Origin of the sequence: Caballeronia sp. LZ024 (assembly GCF_031451455.1) — a bacterium.
Classification (GTDB): Bacteria; Pseudomonadota; Gammaproteobacteria; order Burkholderiales; family Burkholderiaceae; genus Caballeronia; species Caballeronia telluris.
The window spans coordinates 143,609-165,061 of record NZ_JARUXL010000002.1; the positions used below are offsets into that span (position 1 = coordinate 143,609).

General features: G+C 62.1%; 21 protein-coding genes. 6 read left to right on the forward strand and 15 right to left on the reverse strand.

The annotated features are described in order from the left end of the window. Positions 1–17: 17 nt before the first annotated feature. Together QCE48_RS16080 and QCE48_RS16085 are read right to left on the reverse strand one after the other, a co-directional pair. A complete protein-coding gene (locus QCE48_RS16080) occupies positions 18–299 on the reverse strand; it encodes a hypothetical protein (RefSeq protein WP_309784818.1) in 282 nt (93 codons plus the stop codon). A 52-nt stretch (positions 300–351) separates the two neighbouring features. Then, positions 352–1,521 (reverse strand): zinc-dependent alcohol dehydrogenase, encoded by a 1,170-nt coding sequence (locus QCE48_RS16085; RefSeq protein ID WP_309784820.1) that lies wholly within the window; start codon positions 1,519–1,521, stop codon positions 352–354. A 142-nt stretch (positions 1,522–1,663) separates the two neighbouring features. Between QCE48_RS16085 and QCE48_RS16090 the strand changes: the two genes are divergently transcribed. Beyond that, positions 1,664–2,866, forward strand: a complete 1,203-nt coding sequence (locus QCE48_RS16090; RefSeq protein WP_309784822.1) for a zinc-dependent alcohol dehydrogenase — start codon at positions 1,664–1,666, stop codon at positions 2,864–2,866. Between the two features lie 48 nt (positions 2,867–2,914). On the opposite strand, the gene QCE48_RS16095 is transcribed toward QCE48_RS16090, so the two are convergent. Next, the gene (locus QCE48_RS16095) at positions 2,915–3,379 is read right to left on the reverse strand and encodes a hypothetical protein (RefSeq protein ID WP_309784824.1); all 465 of its coding nucleotides are present in this window, start codon (positions 3,377–3,379) and stop codon (positions 2,915–2,917) included. A 304-nt stretch (positions 3,380–3,683) separates the two neighbouring features. Here QCE48_RS16095 and QCE48_RS16100 point away from each other — a divergent pair, with 304 nt between their 5' ends. Beyond that, positions 3,684–4,553, forward strand: coding sequence for a manganese catalase family protein (locus tag QCE48_RS16100; protein WP_309784825.1), 870 nt, complete (start codon positions 3,684–3,686; stop codon positions 4,551–4,553). Between the two features lie 113 nt (positions 4,554–4,666). Here the strand turns inward: QCE48_RS16100 and nadE are convergent, their stop codons facing one another. From nadE to QCE48_RS16140, 8 genes are all read right to left on the reverse strand, one after another. After that, positions 4,667–5,512 carry an ammonia-dependent NAD(+) synthetase gene (gene nadE / locus QCE48_RS16105; protein ID WP_309784827.1) on the reverse strand — a complete coding sequence of 282 codons (846 nt, stop codon included), beginning with the start codon at positions 5,510–5,512 and terminating at the stop codon, positions 4,667–4,669. A gap of 16 nt (positions 5,513–5,528) precedes the next feature. Further along, positions 5,529–6,029, reverse strand: coding sequence for a CinA family protein (locus QCE48_RS16110; protein WP_309785082.1), 501 nt, complete (start codon positions 6,027–6,029; stop codon positions 5,529–5,531). Positions 6,030–6,143: 114 nt separating this feature from the next. Next, positions 6,144–7,808 (reverse strand): alpha-amylase family protein, encoded by a 1,665-nt coding sequence (locus QCE48_RS16115; RefSeq protein WP_309784828.1) that lies wholly within the window; start codon positions 7,806–7,808, stop codon positions 6,144–6,146. A 149-nt stretch (positions 7,809–7,957) separates the two neighbouring features. Then, on the reverse strand, positions 7,958–9,070 hold the full coding sequence (locus QCE48_RS16120) for a PHB depolymerase family esterase (protein ID WP_309784829.1): 1,113 nt from the start codon (positions 9,068–9,070) through the stop codon (positions 7,958–7,960). An 89-nt stretch (positions 9,071–9,159) separates the two neighbouring features. Further along, positions 9,160–9,786, reverse strand: coding sequence for a TIGR01841 family phasin (phaP, locus tag QCE48_RS16125; RefSeq protein WP_309784830.1), 627 nt, complete (start codon positions 9,784–9,786; stop codon positions 9,160–9,162). A 67-nt stretch (positions 9,787–9,853) separates the two neighbouring features. Next, positions 9,854–10,669, reverse strand: coding sequence for a poly(3-hydroxyalkanoate) depolymerase (gene phaZ, locus QCE48_RS16130; protein WP_309784831.1), 816 nt, complete (start codon positions 10,667–10,669; stop codon positions 9,854–9,856). An 84-nt stretch (positions 10,670–10,753) separates the two neighbouring features. After that, positions 10,754–12,445: an alpha/beta fold hydrolase gene (locus tag QCE48_RS16135; protein ID WP_309784832.1), complete on the reverse strand. Its 1,692-nt coding sequence runs from the start codon at positions 12,443–12,445 to the stop codon at positions 10,754–10,756. Between the two features lie 41 nt (positions 12,446–12,486). Then, complete coding sequence (locus QCE48_RS16140) at positions 12,487–12,951, reverse strand: MaoC family dehydratase (protein ID WP_309784833.1); 465 nt, start codon at positions 12,949–12,951, stop codon at positions 12,487–12,489. A 258-nt stretch (positions 12,952–13,209) separates the two neighbouring features. Between QCE48_RS16140 and QCE48_RS16145 the strand changes: the two genes are divergently transcribed. Continuing rightward, positions 13,210–13,521: a Rieske (2Fe-2S) protein gene (locus tag QCE48_RS16145; RefSeq protein WP_309784835.1), complete on the forward strand. Its 312-nt coding sequence runs from the start codon at positions 13,210–13,212 to the stop codon at positions 13,519–13,521. Positions 13,522–14,283: 762 nt separating this feature from the next. Next, a complete protein-coding gene (locus tag QCE48_RS16150; RefSeq protein ID WP_309784837.1) occupies positions 14,284–15,483 on the forward strand; it encodes a glycosyl hydrolase in 1,200 nt (399 codons plus the stop codon). Between the two features lie 156 nt (positions 15,484–15,639). Here QCE48_RS16150 and QCE48_RS16155 read toward each other — a convergent pair whose 3' ends face one another. The 4 genes from QCE48_RS16155 to QCE48_RS16170 form a co-directional block, all read right to left on the reverse strand. Then, positions 15,640–16,386 (reverse strand): SDR family NAD(P)-dependent oxidoreductase, encoded by a 747-nt coding sequence (locus QCE48_RS16155; protein ID WP_309784839.1) that lies wholly within the window; start codon positions 16,384–16,386, stop codon positions 15,640–15,642. A 4-nt stretch (positions 16,387–16,390) separates the two neighbouring features. Next, entirely contained in the window at positions 16,391–16,753 is a 363-nt protein-coding gene (locus QCE48_RS16160; RefSeq protein ID WP_309784840.1) for a hypothetical protein, read from the reverse strand. Between the two features lie 17 nt (positions 16,754–16,770). Beyond that, positions 16,771–17,589 (reverse strand): class I SAM-dependent methyltransferase, encoded by an 819-nt coding sequence (locus QCE48_RS16165; RefSeq protein ID WP_309784842.1) that lies wholly within the window; start codon positions 17,587–17,589, stop codon positions 16,771–16,773. 96 nt (positions 17,590–17,685) lie between these two features. After that, complete coding sequence (locus QCE48_RS16170; protein ID WP_309784844.1) at positions 17,686–19,932, reverse strand: filamentous hemagglutinin N-terminal domain-containing protein; 2,247 nt, start codon at positions 19,930–19,932, stop codon at positions 17,686–17,688. A gap of 171 nt (positions 19,933–20,103) precedes the next feature. On the opposite strand from QCE48_RS16170, the gene QCE48_RS16175 reads away from it, so the two are divergent. Then, a complete protein-coding gene (locus tag QCE48_RS16175; RefSeq protein ID WP_309784846.1) occupies positions 20,104–20,436 on the forward strand; it encodes a cupin domain-containing protein in 333 nt (110 codons plus the stop codon). Between the two features lie 94 nt (positions 20,437–20,530). After that, complete coding sequence (locus QCE48_RS16180) at positions 20,531–21,451, forward strand: AEC family transporter (RefSeq protein WP_309784848.1); 921 nt, start codon at positions 20,531–20,533, stop codon at positions 21,449–21,451. The last annotated feature ends 2 nt before the right edge of the window (positions 21,452–21,453 follow it).

Genomic DNA, 21,453 nt, shown 5'->3' on the forward strand with positions numbered 1-21,453 from the left:
TCGCGTGGCTCGGCGGCTTACTGTTTCCAATCCTGCCGCTTCGAGCCCGCTTGGGGATTGCCACTTTTGGCGTTCTGCTGCTTGATACGCTGTTCCTCCGTGCGGCTAAGCGTGGCGGGGTCCGTGCCCTGCTGCCCCGCTGCTCCGGCGCCGCCTTCGACCCCCGCGGACTTTCCCGACCCGCTTCCGTGCTGCGAGGTTCCCGGCGCCGTCGAAGTCTCGGCGCGCGCGATGCACGGCGTGATGGCAGTCAACAGAGCTGCCGCGCCCGTTGCTATAACGATGGCGTTGGTTTTCATTGCCTCTCCTTCTTGCGGACTCAACCCAACTGAAAAGGCCGATCAAGAACGTCTAGGGCTTCAGAACGACCTTGATGCAGCCGTTTTCCTTATCGCGGAACGTCTTGTACATGGACGGTCCATCGGCGAGCGGCATTCGATGCGTAATGACAAAGGAAGGATCGATTTGACCCTCCTGAATGCGCTTGAGCAGATCATCGGTCCAGCGATTGACGTGCGTCTGCCCCATGCGCCACGTGAGCCCCTTGTTCATCGACGCGCCGAACGGAATCTTGTCGATGAGCCCGCCATAGACACCCGGCACCGATAGGGTGCCCGCAGGACGGCACACATAAATCATCTCGCGCAGCACATGGGGGCGGTCGGTCTCGAGCATCACGGCCTGCTTCGCGCGGTCGTAGATCGAGTCGATGGAGCGCGTGGCGTGCGACTCCATGCCCACCGCGTCGATGCATTTTTCCGGGCCCTTGCCGCGGGTGAGTTCCTTAAGGCGATCGAGCACGCTCTCGTTTTTGAAGTCGATCGTCGTTGCGCCGCCTGCGCGCGCCATCGTGAGACGCTCGGGCACGCAGTCGATCGCGATCACCTGCTTCGCGCCGAGCAAGACGGCGCTTCTGATCGCCATCTGCCCGACCGGACCCGCGCCCCAGATCGCGACCGTGTCCGTCGGTTCGATGTCACATTGCGCGGCCGCCTGCCAGCCGGTCGGAAAGATGTCACCAAGAAAGAGAACCTGTTCGTCAGTCAGGCCCTCGGGAATCTTGACGTGAGTCTTGTCCGCGAACGGCACGCGCACATACTCGGCCTGCCCGCCCGCATAGCCGCCCGTCAGATGCGTGTAGCCAAAAAGGCCGGCGGTGGTGTGGCCGAAGAGCTTGTCGGCCGCGTCTTTGTTACGGTTCGAGCGTTCGCAAACCGAAAAATTGCCGCGCTTGCACTGGTCGCATTCCCCGCAAATGATGGTGAAGGGCACGACGACGCGTTCGCCCACTTTGAGCGCCGTGTTGCCCTTGCCGACCTCGACGACCTCGCCCATGAATTCGTGACCCATGATGTCGCCGGGCTCCATGCCCGGCATGAAATCATCGTAGAGGTGCAGATCCGAGCCGCAGATGGCGCACGACGACACTCTGATGATCGCGTCGCGTGGCTGCTCGATTTGCGGATCAGGAACCGTGTCGCATCGAATGTCCTTTTTTCCATGCCATCTGAGTGCTTTCACGATCGCCTCCACGAGTCATCGCCGGTTGAGAATCAGCTATCGACGTTGTTATAGCAATCAGGGTGCCTTAAGCACGGGGCTATCGCGACTAGGCGCAACGGTTGCTGCAAGATGCGTCTCGAACCGCCTCGAAGGAGATACCATGAAAGCAGTCGTCTTCCACGACATTGGCAACATCTCGCTCGATACCGTGCCCGACCCGTCGCTCGAGCGCGACAACGACGCGATCGTGCGCCTTACATCCAGCGCGATCTGTGGCACCGACTTACATATGATCCGAGGCACGCTCGGCGGCATGCAGGCGGGAACGATCCTCGGACATGAAGGCGTCGGCGTCATCGAGGAAGTGGGCAAAGGCGTGCGCAACCTGAAACGCGGCGACCGGGTTCTGATCCCGTCGACGATTTCCTGCGGCTTCTGCTCCTACTGTCGCTTTGGCTACACGGCTCAGTGCGACACCGCCAACCCCAACGGTGCAAGCGCAGGGACGGCCTTCTTCGGCGGCCCCAAGTCCACCGGTCCGATCAACGGATTACAAGCCGAATATGCACGCACGCCGTTCGCGAACGCGAGTCTCGTCAGGCTGCCCGACGGTATCGACGATGACCGAGCGATACTCATGTCCGACATATTTCCGACCGGCTACTTTGGAGCCCAACTCGCCGAGGTCACACGCGGCGACACGGTCGTCGTGTTCGGTGCGGGGCCGGTCGGACAATTCGCGGTGGCGAGCGCGTGGCTGCTCGGCGCGGGGCGGGTGATCGTCGTCGACCGCCTGCCAGATCGTCTCGACACTGCGCGGGCACAAGGCGCGGAGACAGTGAACTTCGACGAGGAAGACCCGGTGGAGGCGATCCTCTCGCTCACGGGCGGCATCGGCGTCGATCGCGCAATCGATGCCGTCGGTGTCGACGCTCAGCATGCGCGCTCCGGCCCGGCTGCCTCGTCTGAAGCGGCGCAACAGGGCGAGACGGAAAGTCGCGAGGTCACGCGCGAGCGCAACACCGCCGGCGGCAACTGGATACCGGGCGATGCGCCTACGCAGGCGCTCGACTGGGCCGTGGCCGCGCTCGCTAAGGCAGGCACGCTCGGTGTGATCGGCGTGTATCCGCCGAACGACCGCTTTTTCCCGCTAGGGGCCGCGATGAACAAGAACCTCACGCTCAAGATGGGCAACTGCAATCACCGTTCGATCGTGCCGGATCTTGTCGAACGCGTTCGCAACGGTTCGTTCGATCCTTTGCCGGTGCTGACTAACCGCGAGCCGATCATGAACGTGATGGATGCCTACAAAGCGTTCGATTCGCGGCAGCCGGGTTGGCTCAAGGTGAAGCTCGACGTCTGAATCGCAAGTCCTCGAAAGGAAATCGCGGGCGCCCGTCCTCTTCGGGCTTTACGGTTGCGGGGCTTCGCTGTGAGGCCCGGGCATCGGACGGTCGCTCGACGGCGAATCGCTGAAATGATCGGGATACACATTCCCGATGAGGGAGTCGTATTCGTTGCGGTTCGCCGACACGATCGCCTGCAACATCTTGATGAACGCGTTGCCATCCTCAAGGTTTTCGACGATCACGCGCGCGGTGCGCAGCGAGATCGTCTCGCGCAAAGGTTGCGCATACCCATCGTCAAGCTCGAATCCGAAGCGGTGAATTTCCGCTGAATCGGGAGACGGCGCCTGTTCATGGGAAAGAATCGTCGCTTTCATTCCTGCGTCCTTCCGGTGAGATTTTTTTATCGCTTGCAGCACGAAACATGCCAACCAGCTTTCGCCTGCAAGGCTGAACGAAGCCGGCTTTAGGACCTTGGCAATTCGCGAATGAAACGGCACTGCTCCTTTGGGTGCGAGAAATGGCCGCATCTTGCTCGTTCGCAAACGACGCGACCGTGCCGCAACTCAGTGGCACGCGCGTTGCTGAAGATGAACCCGCGTGCCGCTCGATCGCGATGGCGACTCCGACGGCATGCGCTAATCACCACGCGGCCGCTTTTCACGACCGCATCACGCCAGCGCGGCATTGCCTTGCGCTGAGGCTCGAAGCAGACGGCCGCAAGCGACGCACTCGCGCTCCTCTCGGTAGCTTCGAGATTTCAAACCTATTGCAAATCCGATTGTGGCGCCAAGCCACACGAAATCTTGCGTCCTCAAACAAGGAGCCTTTGAAATGTTCGTGCATAACAAACGCCTGCAATACACCGTCCGCGTAGCTGCGCCCAATCCGGGTCTCGCCAATCTGCTTCTCGAGCAGTTCGGTGGACCGCAAGGAGAGCTTGCCGCCGCCTGCCGTTACTTCACTCAGGCCGTCGCGGAAGACGATCCGGGGCGCAAGGATCTGCTCTTCGACATCGCCACTGAAGAACTGAGCCACCTCGAAGTCATCGGCTCGATTGTCGCGATGCTGAACAAGGGTGCGAAGGGGCAACTCGCAGAAGCCGTGGAGTCCGAAGCCGAGCTTTACCGGTCCCTCACGGGCAATGGCAACGACTCGCACACGACCGCGCTGCTCTATGGCGGCGGTCCGGCCCTCACGAACTCCGCCGGTGTGCCGTGGACCGCCGCCTACATCGACACGATCGGCGAACCGACGGCCGATCTGCGCTCGAACATCGCCGCCGAGGCACGGGCGAAGATCGTCTATGAACGTCTGATCAACGTGACAGACGATCCTGGCATTAAGGAAGCGCTCGGCTTTCTCATGACACGCGAGATCGCGCACCAGAAGTCGTTCGAGAAGGCGCTGCACGCTATTCAGCCGAACTTCCCGCAGGGCAAGCTTCCCGGCGATCCGGAATTCGCGAGCGTGTACTTCAACATGTCGAAGGGCAACGACGCCCGTGGCCCGTGGAACGAGGGTGGCGACTGGAAGTTCGTCGAAGACCCGCAGCCGGCCGTCGACGGGGGCGATGGCTTAGCCACCGTGCAGGTGTCCTTGCAAGAGGTCGAGACCTTGAAGGCGATGGCGGAGCGGACCGCGTCCGACCCGACGAGTTCGCCGACCACCGGTGCCGAACTCGGTTCGAACCAGGCGACGTAACGACCGTCACGCTTGCGGCCGCCTTTAGCGGGCGGCCGCACCGTCGCCGAGTGCATCAATTGCACGAACTCGTCGTTTCATTCCGGAGCAAAGACCGCCATCGGCGTCCAGCTTCAATCTCTCGGAACTTCGATCGGAAGCGATCGTTTGTGTCGTGTCGCCATGAAGAAACGATGTACTGTCTTAAGGACTTCGTCGCTAACTTCCTTTCCTTCCAGAAAATCGTCGATGTCTTCATAGCCGATGCCATAGCTGTCCTCGTCGGGCCGCTGCGGCGTGAGCGTCTCGAGATCCGCGGTCGGCACTTTCATGACCAGGCGTTCTTGCGCGCCCATCGAACGCGCAAGCCCGCGCACGCGGCGCTTGGTCAGACCCGACAGAGGCAGGACGTCCGCACCGCCGTCGCCGAATTTCGTAAAGAATCCCATGAGCGATTCAGCAGCGTGGTCAGTGCCAATCACGACACCTCGCCGCGCGCCGGCAATCGCGTACTGCGCGATCATCCGCTCGCGAGCTTTGATGTTGCCGAGCACGAAGTCTTCCTGGAAGTCATCGACGTATTGCGCGCCTCCCCGCTTGAGCGACTGGAGCATCTCGTCCGATGGCTGCTTTACATCTACGACCAAGGTTTCGTCGGGACGGATAAATTGCAGCGCATGTTGCGCGTCTTCCTCGTCGCGCTGGGCTCCGTATGGGAGCCGAACGGCGACAAAATGCGCCTCATACCCACGCGCACGAAGACGCTCGACGCTGAGTTGCGCGAGACGCCCCGCCGTCGATGAATCGACGCCACCGCTAATCCCGAGCACGTAGGTCCGAAGGCCTTGCGAACTCAGGTAATCGGACAGGAAGGCGACGCGTCGCTCGCGTTCCGCATCGACGTCGAAGCTATCGCGAACGCCCAGCTCGCGAATGACATCCTGCTGCCACTGCCGCCAATTGCTCGGGTTTTCTTGCATGCTCGCCTCCGTCCTTTCAGTGTTTCGGTAGACAGTTGAAGTAATGCTCGATACGCGAGAGGGCATAGAGCGCCGCAGCGCGCCGGACTTCGTTGCGCTCGCCATCGAAGACCTTCGTCTCGCTGAAACTCGTTATCGCGCCGCCTCGCATCTTGTAGGACCACGCGAAGCATTGCGTACCCGGCGGCGGACCGTCGCCGGCGACCGCGTCGGCGACACCCGTGTTTGACACGGCGACGTCCGCACAGCATGCTTCTTGACTGAGCGCACCCTCCGACATCTCTCGCGCGACTTGCTCGCTGGTGAGGCCGTGCTGTTTCATCGTTTCTTCGCGCACGCCGAGAAAACCCACTTTCCCGGACGGCGAATAGGTGACGAATCCGACGTCCAGACAACTCCCGCTTCCCGGCACCGACGAGATCAGTGACGCCATGTAGCCCGCGGTGCACGATTCGGCCGTCGCGAGCATCAAGCCGCGAGAACTAAGAAATGAAACAACCTGACGTGGGATGTCCATTTTTTCACCTCGGATGTAACTCGACATCGTTGCAGTGATAGCGCCAGCAATCGGTGCGCCAAAGAAATCGGCGGCCCGGCACGTCGCCCGCGACACAGCTCTCGGCGCGCGATCTCAAACCTCACTGCGCTTCAATAAATAATCCAGGCCCCCGACCCGATACCACCGATACCCATAAGGCTCCAGCACGATCGTATGGCGGCCGGACGCATCGGCGTGGCTGTGGTCGTCGGAAAGCAAGCTCACCAGCGTGTCGCTTTCCCCGCCCGCCGGCCCGACGCGAAACTTCATCGTGCAGGCCGCAGCGCTGAAGTTGTGCACGCACACGACCGAGTTGTTGCGCCAGTCGTAGCGCAGCGCAAGCACGTCCTCGCGCGAGGCGCGCAGGATCGCGAAGTCGCCCCAGCCGATCTCGGGCACTTCCTTGCGCATACGGATCATCCGCTCCATCCAGTTGAGCAGCGAGTTCGGATCGCGTCGCTGCGCCGCCACGTTCACGCGCTCGAATCCATAAGGGCCGCCCGATATCACGCGCGATACCGGCCGCCCGTGTTTCGTGAACCCGCCGTGCGGCTCCGTCGACCACTGCATCGGCGTGCGCGCGCATTCGCGCTCGGGCAGGCGCAGGTCGTCGCCCATGCCGATTTCGTCGCCGTAGCGCACGACCGGCGTCCCCGGCAATGTCAGCATCAGGCTGTACGCGAGTTCCAGTCGATGCCGGTCGCCGTCGAGCATCGGCGCGAGGCGTCGCCTGATGCCGCGCTCGTAGAGTTGCATGCCGGGCTCGGGGCCGAACGCGGCAAAGACGGTCTCGCGTTGCTGCGGCGAGAGGCGCCCGAGATCCAGTTCGTCGTGATTGCGCAGGAACACGCCCCATTGCGCCGTGGCCGCGCGCGATCGGGTCGCGAGGAGCGCCTTCCTGAGCGGACCGGCATCGGCGCTCGCGAGCGCATAGAAAGTCGTCTGATTGACCTGGAAATTGAACATCATCTGCAGCCGCTCGCCCGCGTCGCCAAAATACTGCATGTCGGTGTTGGGCAGCACGTTCGCCTCGGCGAGGATGATCGCGTCGCCCTCGCGCCATTGCAGGAACTCGCGGAAGGTGCGCAACATGTCGTACTGCTCGACGGGGCGCTTCACCTGCGGCCCCTTGGTCGCGATGACGAACGGCACCGCGTCCATGCGAAACCCCGACACGCCGAGCTGAATCCAGAAGCCCATGATCTTGAGCAGCTCGGCCTGCACGTAGGGGTCGGCCGTGTTCAGGTCGGGCTGAAAATCATAGAAGCGGTGGAAGTACCACATCCGCGCTTCCTTGTCGTAGGTCCATGTCGACTTCTGCACGCCCGGGAACACCACGCCGTCCTCGGCGTTGGCAGGCTTCTTCTTCGACCAGACGTACCAGTCCCGGTATTTCGACTGTGGATCGCGCCGCGCCTCGCGAAACCACGGATGCTGGTCCGACGTGTGATTCACGACGAGATCGATCATCACGCGCAGACCGCGCTGGCGGCACGCGTGGGTGAACTCGGTGAAGTCGCCCAGCGTGCCGTAGCGCGGATCGACGTTGTAGTAATCAGAGATGTCGTAGCCGTTGTCGCGACACGGCGACGGCTGGAACGGCATGAGCCAGATCGTCGTGATGCCGAGGCCCTGCAGGTAGTCGAGCCTTCGCACGAGGCCCTGGAAGTCGCCGGTTCCATCGCCGTTCGCGTCCATGAACGTGCCGACGGAGAGGCAATAGACGATCGCGTTTTTGTACCAGAGGTCGTTGACCATGCGCTGTTGACGAAGCCCGGTTTGCCATGCTCGAAGGCGGCCGCGCCGGCAAGTCGGTAGGCGCGGGGACGGATCAAGTGTAGCCGCCGCGCTTCCCGTTCGACAATCCGTGCGACGCCAGAGACGAGCATGGTCGCCCGCGCGATCAATCAACGATCGAGGCAATACTGGCTGAAGAATCGAACGATCTCCGTGGTCGCGTGTGGACCGCGCGCATCGGTATGCGTACCGGCGGCGCTCCCTCCCGACCATGCATGACCGAGCCCGTGAACGATCCACTGCTCGCCGCTCGCCACGCCGTCGCGATCATGAAACACGTGATGTGTATAGCCGTGACCATTCCGCTCGATCTCGACGCGCGTCAACGGACTGGCTTCTGTTGCATCGAGCGCGCCGGACAGCAGCCGGCTCATGGAAACGATCTGGTCGCTGTTACGCGGATGCACGGTGTCGTCGGCATCGCCGTGAAAGACGATCAGTGGCACGGCACGCGCCCGGCTGCCATCGGGCGATAGTGCGGGCAAGCCCCCCTTCCCCATGCCGTCGTTCATGGCACAAAGCGCCGACAGCGGTTCGTCGGCCACGCCGAACGCGACGCCCGAATGAATCGCCGCCGCCGCGTAGAGCTCCGGATGCGTCACGGCGAGATTGACCGCCATCGCGCCGCCCGCGGACATCCCCGCGACATAGACGCGAGCCTCATCGACATTGCAGATCGCCATGACCTCGCGCGTCAGGGCGGCGATCATCGCCGTTTCGCCCGATTCCCGCGTCCGGTCTGCAGGCCTGAACCAGTTCCAGCACTTGAACGGATTCGCGCCCTCCGACTGCTCCGGATAAACGACGATATAACCCCGCGCTTCCGCGATGACGTTCATCTCGGTGCCTGCGGCGAAGTCGTCTGGGTCTTGCTGCGCGCCGTGCAGCATGACGATCATCGGCATCGGCTCGCTGTGGTAGCCGCTCGGCACATAGAGCTTGAAGTGAAGCGCGTCGTCGCCGTGCTCGAAACGGCTGCTCAACCAGTTGGGCTTGCCTGCTTGCAGAGTCAACCGCCCGACGGGCGATGCAGTCGCACTCGCCTGCGTGCCTTCCGGAGCAGCGCCATGCGCGGCGTCCGGCTTGCTGATCGTTTCCGGCGCGGCGCTCGCAACCGAGGTCTGCGGGTCGACGAAAAACTGAGCCGCGAGCCCTACTGGTCCAAGTGCGATCAGCGACCAGAACGTGTCGCGCGTCGAGGCAAACGCGTCGAAAGGGTCCATCGGTTTTCCTTATTCGTGTCGAGCACAATAAAAAGCCCGCCTGAAGCGGGCTTCGAACAACCGTGATACGCAAGGCCAAGCGTTCAGGATCAACGCTTCGAGCCGGCCTTGGCAGGACGTAGCGCGGCGTCCGATGCTTCCTGGACGTCGTCGGATACCTCGGCGCTGGCGTCGAGAATAACCTCGGCCGACTCGTTGACGACATCCGTCGATGCCGAGCCGATGTTCGACAAAAGCGCGGTGGGTCCCTGAGACATCGATTCGAATATGCCCTTCACGCCAAAGCCGTATTTTTCGTACTGGCCGCGCGTTTCGTTCAGGATGTCGGCTTCAGTCGCACGGACGATCTCGAAGTAATGCCGCGTATAGGCCGCCGTTTTCTCCGGAATCTCGGCAAGCAACGTCGATTGCCAGCTCAGGAAGTCACCCGGTTTCGCGCTGGAACCCGCCTTCAGAACCGACGTGCTTTCCTCGAACACCGTCTTCACGGTTTGCACGTTCAACTCGGCGAGTTGTTGAAGACCGCTCGCGAGACGCTTCGTCACGTTCACGAAGCTCTGAAGGTTTGCTGCTGCAACCGAGGATGCCTGCTGGGGGGAATAAGGAAACATTGACCGCTCCAAAAAAGGATTCATCAGGGCACGGTAATTTCCGCGCCTGTATTTTGCTGCGCTGCACCAATGAACCCATGATACGGGAGTCTTGCCGGGCGTCAAGTGCGCATTTCGGGCGGTTCATCTCCGTGCGGTCGGTCGTCGACATTGCTGGTCGACCTTTGGGGCGCTACTTCTGTAGCAGGAAGTCGCGCACCACGGGACCTACTTCGCTCGTTCGCGTGACGAGAAAGAGATGGCCGTCCTCAACGACGTGAAGCGTCGCCTGACGGATGCGGGAAGCCAGAATCTTCGCGTTGACGAGCGGCACGATGGGGTCGTCGTCACCGTGCATGACGAGCGTCGGCTGCCGCAGACGCCCGAGCCATAGCAGGCTGCTCCAGCCCCACACGGCAAGCAGTTGGTACACGTATCCTCGCCCGCCCGGCGCCTGGATGTGGCGTCCGTGTTCCTTCAGCAACTCGGGATCGCGCCGATATGCGCCGCCATAGATCTCCGCGCCGACCTCCTGCAGAAACTTCGGGTCCTTATAGCGGCGGGACCCGATCAGCTTGGACAGCACGGAAATCGGTCCGGGCACCATGATGACGCCCGGCGAAGTGGAAGCAAGCACCAGCCGCCGGCAACGCGACGGATACTGATACGCGAACTGCTGCGCAAGCGCTCCACCCCACGACACGCCGAGCACATCCACCGGCCCGCTGTAGCCGAGCTTCACGAGCAGCTTGTCGGTCAGCGCTGAGAGCGTGGAGAAGCGATACGGCGCGAGCGGCGCCGGCGACCCACCCACGCCCGGAATATCGAACATGACGACTTCGACGTCGCCGAGCGCATCGACGAACGGCTGGATCAGTTCCAGATTGGCGCCGATGCCATTGAAGATCACGAGCGGCGGCGAAGCATCGCTGCCTCGCCAGATGCCGACACGCAGCAATTGCCCTTCAAGAACGACGGAATGAATTTCCAAGGTGCGCACACTTTGCATTGTTCTTTTCCTTGCGAATGTGATCGGTTCGTCTCACGAGCGCGCCAGCATGACTCGTCGCGATGGGCAGGTCATGTCTTCGGATCAGGCGTCGAGGACATAGGCTCCCGGCGCGTCGGCCAGTCGTTTGTGGCGCTTGTTGCCGAGCGTCTTGGGGGCGGCGCGCAGCTCACCCGAACGTTCGGCGAGCCACTGTTGCCAGTCGTTCCACCACGAATCCGCATGAGCTTGAGCGCCGGCGAACCATGCATCGGCGTCGTCGGGCAGGTCTGCGTTGGAGAAGAACTTTGCTTTGGGATTGCCCGGGGGATTGATCAGGCTCTGGATATGGCCGCTCGAACTCAGCACGTAACGCGTGTTGCCGCCGAATGCGCGCGCCGTGTTGTAGACGCCTCTCCACGGCGTGATATGGTCCGTCATGCCAGCCATGACGTATGTGTCGCACGTGACCTCCGACAAATCGACCGGCGTGCCAAGGACGTTCAATGCCCGCGGCTTGGTGAAGAGATTGTCCTGGAAGATGTCCAGCAACTGACCGTGCAGCTTCGCCGGAAGACGTGTGGTGTCGTTGTTCCAGTAGAGAATGTCGAAGGCCGGCGGTGCCTTGCCGAGCAGATAGTTGTTGACCCAGAAGTTCCAGACGAGATCGTTGGGTCTCATCCAGGCGAACACGCGACCGATATCCTCGCCTTCCAGCACGCCCTTCGCCATGCTGTTCTGTTTTGCCATCTCGACGGCCTCGGGCGTGGTGAAGAGACCCAACTGGGACCGCGCGGTGTTGTCCAGCACCGCCACCATCAGCGTTGCCGCATTGACGGTCTTCTGATCGCGGCTTGCCAGATGACCTAGCAGCGCGGAGATCGTCATCGCACCGGAGCATGCGCCGTGCAGATTGACGTCCGCGTGACCGGTAATATCGCGCACGGCCTGGATCGCTTCGATGAGCGCAGCGACGTAGGTGTCCATGTCCCAGTCACGGTGTTCTGCGGTGGGATTGCGCCAGCTCACGACGAACACCTGGAACTCGCTCTTCACCAGATACTCGACGATGCTCTTGTTCGCAACCAGATCGAAGATGTAGAACTTGTTGATCTGCGGCGGCACGATCAATTGCGCGCGAGCGTAGACGTTCGGGGTCGTCGGCGCATACTGAATGAGTTCGAGGACCTCGTTGCGAAACACGACCGCACCCGCAGACGTGCCGAGATTTCTGCCGACTTCGAACGCGGTCTTGTCGACCTGCGCGGGCATGCCCTTGTTGTTCAGCGTGTCGGCGAGCATATTCTTCATGCCCGCGACGAAGCTCGTGCCGCCGGAATCCACGAACTTCCTGAGCGCTGCGGGATTGCCCGGCAGCGTGTTGGTCGGCGCGAGCGCGTCGGTCATGAGCGACATCACGAACTGCGCGCGTTCCTTGCTCGTTTCATCGAGTGCCGAGCGCTCGACGAAACCGGCAAGCGCATTGCGCCACGCCTGATAACCCTGCAACGTCGTGCGGTACATCACCTGATCGCGCCAGGCCGGATCGGCGAAGCGCTTGTCGCTTGCTTGCGGCAACGATGTGTCGTGGCCGGTCATGGCCGATGTCAGATCGCAGGCGAGCGCCGCGGCTTGATCGACGAGGAGCGCGGGATGCAGCATCGCCTGCGCGCCGATCTGCTGGACAGCCGCGAAAATGTCGATGGCTCGCAGGCCGACGAACGGGTTAGGTCCGAGCATGCCATCGGTCGCGCCAGCCGTGATGTCGTCGTTCTCGCTGCTTATGTTTGCTGCCATCTCGATCTCCGTGCGTTCATCCTTGCCTCCTCCTGCTGCGGTCACGCGACGAGCATCACGAGTGTCTGCGCGATCAGCGCGGGCTTGCCTTCGCCTTCGATCTGCAGTTCGTTGTCCATCTTGACGACGACGCGGCCTCCGTCCTTCCGTTCGATCGAAGTCAGCATCACGCGGGCTCGCACCCGGGCGCCGGCTTTGACCGGCGTCATGAAGCGCACCTTGTCGAGCCCGTAGTTCAAGCCGGCTGATGCATCGGCCGGAATGAGGCCGACTTCGATCGCGAGTGTCGCCAGCAACGAAAGCGTCAGATAGCCGTGCGCGATGGTGCCGCCGAAGGGGCTTTCGCGCTTCGCGCGCTCTTCGTTCAAGTGAATCCACTGCGTGTCGCCCGTGCATTGCGCGAAGGCGTCGATGCGCGCCTGGTCGACGACGACCCAGTCCGACATGCCCAACTCCTGGCCGACGAACTCATCGATCGTCGCCATGCTGTATCCAATGGTGCTCATGCTGTTGCTTTCCGTTTGGGCGATTGCGCGGCTCTTCGCGCAGGCGCTTCCTGTGGAGTGTGCCGACGATGCAGCGAAGGACATCGCGATGGCGCTTGAAGTCATGCAACAAGAATACGGAAGGAGCGGACTTTGGGCCCCTCTCGTGGCGGGAGGGCATCGAACGACGCGGGCGTCGGCCCTCCCCCCGCGAGAGGGTGACGCAAGACGGCTCTGGACTACGATGCAGCGCATCCATGCGCAACCGAAGGAAATCAATTGACGCGATCCATACCGATTGCCCGCGCCGACACGCTTAATGCCGGCTCGCGCATGCTCAAGTTCATCGACGGCCGCAGCGTCGTGCTGTTCAACATCGACGGCGTCGTTCACGCAATCGACAATTCCTGTCCGCACAACGGCGCATCGCTCGCGAATGGCCGCCTCGATGGCAATGTCCTGCAATGCCCGGCGCATGGCTTGCGCTTCGATTTGGTATCCGGGTGTGTCGTCGGCGCGAAGGGCATGTGCCTGAGCAAGCTTTCCATCGAGACGATCGACGGCGAACTGATCGTGCAAGTCGACGATTAATCGGATACCGCTTTTTGGCGGCATGCGGGTTCGTCACCGTTTGCCCGGCGACGTCAGACTGTAGGCGACCGCTCCCCGCGGTCGCGTTGAATGAGTCGAGTATCGCGGCCATCTGGATACTGCCGCGTGCGCCGTCTCTTCTGCGTTCCGAACCTCTTCGCAGTGCCCCTTCCCAATTGCCCTGCCGCGCGCCCCTCCTTTGCATCAAAAGGCGTATCGACACGCACTGAATTCGGCGCGCCATGCCGAAACTCAAATAGCAAAAACCGCGAGCAAACAATGGATGCAATTGGTGTGAAGTAATCAATCGCCAATCCGTTTCGAGCAAATCCTGCTCGAAATTCGACATTCGTCGAAATTAGCAAACGATCAACCGGCATTAAATACCGAATTCTGACGCAGCCTCGCGTTAAAGAAGGAGAATTTTCTTTCAATGAGTAATAGATGTAACAACTTGTTTCATAAGACAAATAGTAAAAAGCGGTAGTTTTGCTATTTTTTGCGTTTTTTAATGCCCGTGAAATCGGTAGAAGTCTGCTGGATATAATGCGTCGCATCCTAATCCAGTATTTTCTACCCATGACTGATACCAAATGTAACAACCTAGAAGCAATAAATACCGCTTCCGTTAATCCTGTTTCTTTCGACGCCCAATTCACTCGTCGGAAGTTTCTTTCCTTTTTGATGGCTGGTGCAGGCTCCACTGCTCTGGCGGCATGCGGCGGAGGTGGAGTCGCCGACGAAGGCGCGGACGTCGCGGGTGTGTCGAAGGTTGCCGCGACCGCATCGCCAGACGGCACGACGATTCCGTCGGCAACGTCTATCCTCGACAGCGCCGGAAACGTCTGGACTCTCGTCAGCAATCGCGTGACCCGCAACGGCGCGTCGGTCGCGACCGGCTCGGCCAAGCCGCTGACGCTGATCCTCTGGTACGGCGGCGTTATCTACGCGCAGAACGCCGACGGCACCTGGTACAAGAACGGCAGTCCGTGGACGTCGCTCGGCGCGACCGACCCGCGCCCGAAGACCAGCGCGGCTTCGCTCTTCTACGGCATGAACGGCCACATGGCCTACAACAGCGGCATCTACAAGACGACCACACCGGCCGCGCAACTCGCCTTGCTGCAGGATCTCGGCGCCGGCATCTATCGATGCGACACCGCAGGCGCCGGCATGTCTCAGGTGCTGGCCGACGCGCTCAACGGTGCGTTCAAGGGCAGCGGCGTGCAGATCCTGCCGGTCCTCAATCCGATCTCCGCAGGCTGGAACATCACCAGCACGGAAGCGGCGGCGTATACGCTCGGCTATAACCTCGGCGTCAACTGCACGAAGCCGCTGAAGGGTCTCGTGAAGTATGTCGAATGCGGCAACGAGTGCGATGTCCCGCTGAAGATCGGCGGCAACGGCGCCTCATGTGCGGACTGGAATCCGGCTTACTGGCCGTCGTTCCGCGGCGTGATCCGCGGCATGATCGACGGCGTGAAGGCGGTCGATCCGACCATCCAGGTCGGCGTGAACGTCGGCATTCCGATGGCTTACCGCGCGTTGCAGATGCTGTGGAACGGCATCTCGCCGGACGGCACGGCGGACGGCGTTGGCGGCGCGGCGCTCGTGCGCTGGGACATCACGATGTATCACTGGTACAAGAGTTCCTACGACATCCTGTATGCGGGCGGCCCGGCGCGAGTCGATATCCCGCAGGTGCTGAAGGACTCGTTCGGCATGCCGATCTGGCTGACGGAGTTCGGCTGGTCCGGCTCACTGGACACGCCCGATACGGCCGCCGCCTACGTCACGAAGGCAATGACGCAGTACAAGTCGATCAAGGACAAGTACAACATCCAGTGCATCATGATGTATTGCCTGATCGATCCGAACTACGGTCTGATTCAGGCGGATGGCGTGACGAAGAACCCTGCCTACAGCGCGTATAAAAGCTTCGTCGCTGCGAATCCGGTGTAATGCCCGGGTCGCACTCTGCCGGGCGGCGAGGTACGTGCATCTCGCCGACCGGGCTTTGCGATAAAGGCGAGGCGTTGCCAAACAGCCTTGGTAAGCGCCGATGGTATCGGCGAGCGCTTTGATTCGCCACTCGTCGACCTGCCGCGTCCGCGACCTTCAAAACGGACTGATGCCTGACATGCCTCCATCGACTGCAAGGTCGGCACCGGTCATATAACGCGATTCATCCGAGGCAAGAAAGAGGATCACCGCGGCGATTTCGGCGGGCTCGGCCGGCCGCTTCATCGGAATCGCTTTCGACCATTGCATCAGTTGCGCTTCGGACATGCGCAGGGAATCGAAGATCGGCGTGTGCGCAACGCCCGGTGAAATGCTGTTGACGCGTATATCGAACTCGACGAATTCTGCCGCAAAGCTCTTTGCCAGCGAGACCACCGCCGCCTTCGACGCGCAATAGGCGGAGAAATTCTTCGTGCCCTGATTGGCCGCCAGCGACGCAACGAGGATGATCGATGCAGGCCGCGCGAGAAACGGCAGCGCCTCGCGCACAGTCGAGTACACGCCGCCGACGTTGATGTCGAGAACCTCTGAGAACTGTTTCACCGACGTCTCGCGCACCGGCGTTTGCCGGGAAATACCCGCATTGGCGACAACGACATTGACATCGCATTGGAAATGGCCGACTGCGGACTCATACAACCGCCGCATGTCGTCCGGGTTCGCTGCGTCCGCAATGACAGGCAGGGCATGCTCGCCGAGCTTCTCGGCGGCGCGTTGCAGCTTGTCCGCGTCGCGCCCGCTGATCACCACGCGCGCGCCTTCGGAGACGAACCGTTCGGCGGCGGCGAAACCTATGCCGCTACTGCCGCCCGTCACTACCGCCAGAGCATGGTTCAACCGCATCGTCTCATCCCCGCACGTTGACGACCAATGCGCGGCCTGAATGGATCGCGCGCGTCGTATGGCCTGTGCCCTGCAGATCGGCTGCAAGGAAAACCGCGCCCGCTGCAAAGCGGCGAGGAGTGTCTCTCCCTTGCACGGTGATTTCAAGCTCGCCTTCGAGCACGACGACATATTGCCTGGACGGCGGGTTATGCCAGCCGAGGACATAGTCACCGTCGAACTCGTGCACGAGCACGCTTTCGCAAGGCTGCGGCGGCGATAACGATACGACAACGCCGCTGAAAGACACGGGAGCCGCTTCAAACGTGCGAATGGTCCTGAATGCCGAGTGTCCGTCGGGGCCGGTGTATATCTCGATGCATTCCATCGTGTCTCCTTGTGCCGCTACGACTCCGCGACAAGTACGTGCGCCTGAATCTTCCCGTCGACCGCTCCGGTGCCGAATCGCTGCGTGATCGCGGTCGCGCACGCGGAGGTCGCATCGTCGATGCTCGCGCCAGAGCGGGCCTCGATCTCATCGCGCAACGGCGTTCCCTGACAATACGCGACAGCAGGCACGCGGGCCGACGCCGCGCGACTGCGCGCTGCGACTGTCTCGACGTGCGGCGCCGCGCTGAAGCCCGCATCGGCGAGGGCGCGTGAAATCGCTTTTGAATCGAAGTAGCCGTGGGGCGTGCGCTGCAGGAAGCGTGGCGGGTCCGCGGGGAAGAGACCGGCAAGCGCGGCCGTGACAGTATCAGCGAACTCGTTTTCCTCGATGCGGTCCCAGACGTTGAACAACAGTACGCCGCCATGCCGAAGCACGCGCCGGGCTTCCGAAAACGCGCGCACCTTGTCTGGAAAGAACATGAAGCCGAACTGGCAGACGACAGCGTCGAAACTCGCGTCGTCGAACGGCAACTGCGCAGCGTCCGCCCGTTGCCAATCGATGCGCCTCGGTGCGCCGATTGCCGCGGCGCGATCCAGCATCGGCTGGTTGAGGTCGGTGGCAACCAGATCGACATGTATCGGCAATGCATGTGCCATCGCGCGGCTCACGACGCCCGTACCGGCAGCGGTTTCGAGCACCCGGGACGGATGGCGCGCGCTTACCCTCTTCGCGAGATCCGCGGCATAGGCTTCGAAGATCAACGGAACGAGGTACGTGTCATAGACTTCCGCGATCGAACCGGTGAAGCGAGTGTCGGTATGAATGCTGGTCATGCGCCTCCTCCTGCTGTACCAGCAATCATAGGTCGGAAGCGGTCGGTTGTGGTGGCCTGAAGAAATGGCGAAGTGACAGGGTCTGCAAGAAATGACTCACCGTGAACTCTGCTGCCAGCGCAAGACCGGATGGCTGCCACCCGTGGGCATGACCCACGCACCGTTCGGCCCAAAGTCCCACGTCGGGCCGAAACTCGCGGCGTTGCTCATCTGCGCGGTGCTCAAGCCGTTCGCATCGGGAATCGTGGGCCCGATTGCCACGGCGTCGGTGGCCGTGCTGCGCTCTTTGTCCCAGAACACGTTGTTCGCGATGGTCCCCTGATTGAAGACGACAAGGCCCGCTTCCTGATTCGGCGTGAACTGGGCAGTGATGGCCGAGGTCGTGAACGATTCGGTGATCGTGCCGTAGTTCGCGTCGACGAGTCCGCCAACGGAAAACAGGGCGACGTCCCCTGTCGAATAGGATTGGTTGATCGACCCGTAGTTTTGTCCGACGAGTCCGCCCCCGGAACTGTGCGAGCCGCCGCCGACGGCACCCGTGGCGAAAGATTGCGTGATCGACCCGTTGTTGACGCCGACAAGACCGCCATACTCGCCCGATCCGACGACCTGGGCGCCGCTCCATGAGCGTTCGATCGTGCCGTCGTTCTGCGCGACAAGACCGCCGCCGCCGAACGACGCCGATTCTTCCGCGCCGACCGAGCCGGTCGTGTACGCATTGACGACGAGCCCCCGGTTCTGTCCCGCGAGGATGCCCACCGGCCCCATAGAAGGGCCACCGACGACGGCATCCACCACGCCCAGGTTCCGCACGATACCGCTCGCGCCGATGATGCCGAACAGGCCCGTATAGTTCGTCGGGCCGGCCTGATCGGTCATGTACAGATTGCGGATGACATGGCCCATGCCGTCGAACTGGCCGTTGAACGGCGTGGCATCGGCAACGCCGATGCCGGCGAAGATATGAGGAAAGCCGCCGAGGTCGAGGTCCTTGCCGAGCGCGTAGTTGCCGCCGAAATCGAGCGAGACGTTTTGCAGGTCGCTGGCGGAATTGACGAGCCGATAAGTGGTCGATTGCGTCTTCAACCCGCTGTACGGCGCGGCGGTCCACGACGGGTTGCCCCGGATCGTGCCGGGCGTGTAGGTGCCGTTCATATCGTAGAGCGCCGCAACGGTGCCCGTGCTGCGCGACCAGTCGATCGTGCCGCGGTTCGCGATGCTGCCGCCATTGTCGGTGCCGGATGCATCGGCGCGTAGCGCAAGGTTGCCGCCGCCGGTGTTCGACACGATGCTCGTCGAACCGATGGTGACGTTGCGCTGCGCGTTCACCGCAAGCGACGCATCTCCGTTCCAGCGCAACGTCGAGGCGAGCTCGGCGTTGCCGTCCGTCGCGTTCAGCGCGATCGACGTGCCGCCCGACAGGTTGCGCGCGAGCACGACGGCAGTGAGCGGGCCAACGTTCAGCGTCGGTGCCGATATATTCCATTGCGCTGCTTTGATGTCGGCGTTATCCAGATGCAGCGCGCGGCCGCTCGTATCGACCACCCCGCCGCTGCCGTCCGCGTTCGAGGCCTCGATGTTCGAATGGACATGGGCCGTGCCGCCGTTCGCCACGAGCCATACGTGGCCGTCGCGGGTTGCGGTGCCGGTCGCGCGCAACGCGTCGCTGTGGCCGGCGAGTGCGAACACGTTGCCATCGGCGGTCTGCAGCGCCACCTGAGCCGCGCGTATGGCGCCCTTGTTCACCACGTCGCCGTGCGCGCCCGGTTGCACGAAGACTTGCGGCGCGGTCGTCGAATCCTTGAGCAGCACCTGGCTGCCGGTCGCGAGTTCCGCCGATCCGCGAGGCGCGTCGATGCTGCCCTCGTTCTGCACGAGCTTGCGCGAGATGAGAAAGACATCGCCGCCGCTCGAACTGATCTTGCCCAGGTTGACGACGGCCGCATCGCTCGTGCCGCTGAAACTGAGTGAGCCGCCGTTCATGAACGCATCGTTGCAGATATCGAGCGTGGATGCGGCGAAGCGACCACCCGTGGTGACGACGCCGTTCGGACCGACCACGACGCCTTGTGGATTGATCAGGTAGAAGCTGCCGGTCGCGTTGAGCCGGCCGTCGATGACGGAGCGGCTGAGTCCCGTGACGCGGCTCAGCGTCGCGCCGGTGCCGTTGTTGACGTTGACGCTGTTGCCGTTGCCGATGGAGAAGCTGCGCCAGTCGATGATGCCGCGCGGCGTGCTTTGTGTGATCTCGACCGCGTTGTTGCCCGTGGCGATGGTGCCCGCCCCGGCCGCGAACTTGCCGCCTTGCGGCAGCGGCCCCGCAGCGAGGACACTGTTGCTCATCGCCGTCAGGACAAACACTGCCAGCGCTGTGGGGCATTGGAAATCGCAATACCGCATGATGTCTCCCTCCACGGGTCGCTCGTCATTGATTAAGTACTTATTGGCGTATCCTATGTTTTAGAACAATTTTTTAAAATTGCTAAGAAGAAATCCAGGGAGAGCGCTCGCGCCATGCAACTTCAAACGGGCAACCTGTTCAGCCTCGAAGCGAAGCACAACAGCGAAGAGCAAGTCGACGTGCTCGTGACAGGGCAGCGCCTGAACGTGGAGCGGATCGTATCGATGGGTCACGCGAGTCCCGAAGGGTTCTGGTACGACGACTCGCGCGCCGAATGGGTCGTCTTGCTGTCGGGCGCGGCCGCGCTCGAGTTCGAAACAGATTCGACGCTGCACGAAATGCGTCCCGGCGACTACGTGCTGATCGAGCCGCATTGCCGGCATCGCGTCGCGTGGACGCATGCCGACGAGCAAACCGTCTGGCTTGCGATATATCACGAACGCTGAATGAGCGCGGCGTCCGACCAGGTTCTGCCCGATAATGGCGCCCAGCCCGAGAAGAGCGTCGATGCGCTGGCTCTCGGCGCAACGGGAGGTCACCATGCATCTCGCTGGCACCATACTTCCGATCTTTGCGATCATTCTTGCGGGATGGCTCGCCGGCGCTTCCGGTTACATACCGCGCGCGCTGGCCGCGCCACTGATGCGCTTTGCCTACTACGTGGCGATGCCGTCCCTCGTCTTCCTGACGATTGCCGACGAGTCGCTTCACGCGCTCCTCGACTGGCGCTTTCTCGCTGCGTTCGGCGGCGGTTCCATGATCTGCTTTGCGGCGGTGATGATCTACATGCGAATCGCGCGCGGCGCAGGCATCGGAGCAAGCGGCATGCTGGCCGCTGCCGTGTCGATGACGAACACCGGATTCGTCGCCCTTCCAATATTGAAGACGCTTTACGGCAAGCCGGGCGTGCTCGCGGCGGCGATCGCGACGGTGTTCATCGGCGCCGTCATGTTTCCGATACTGGTTCTGCTGCTGGAGATCGGACGACACGACACTTCGCACAACATACGGACGGCGGCGTTGATTCGGCAGATCGCCACCAATCCCGTCATCCTTGCCACGATCTTCGGACTGCTTTGGTCCATGCTCGGTTCGACACTGCCGGGACCTGTCGCATCGTCGCTCGCGATGCTTGGCGAAGCGCTAACGCCATGCGCGCTGTTCGCCATCGGACTGGATCTGACCATCGCCGAACTGCGCGAACGCCTAGGCCTCTATGCGTTGCTGACCGTGCTCAAACTCGCCGTCATGCCGCTTGTTGTCTACGCGCTTTGCCTTGCGGCCGACCTTGGCAGGACTGCGACCGTCGCCGCCGTCGTATGCGCTGCCGTGCCGACCGCCAAGAGCGCGTATGTGCTCGCGGTGGAATACGACGTCGAAAAGAACGTAGTCGGCGCAGTGATCTCGATGACTACGCTCTTTTCAGTCCTCACGCTGCTCGGCTGGCTATACGTTCTTTAGCG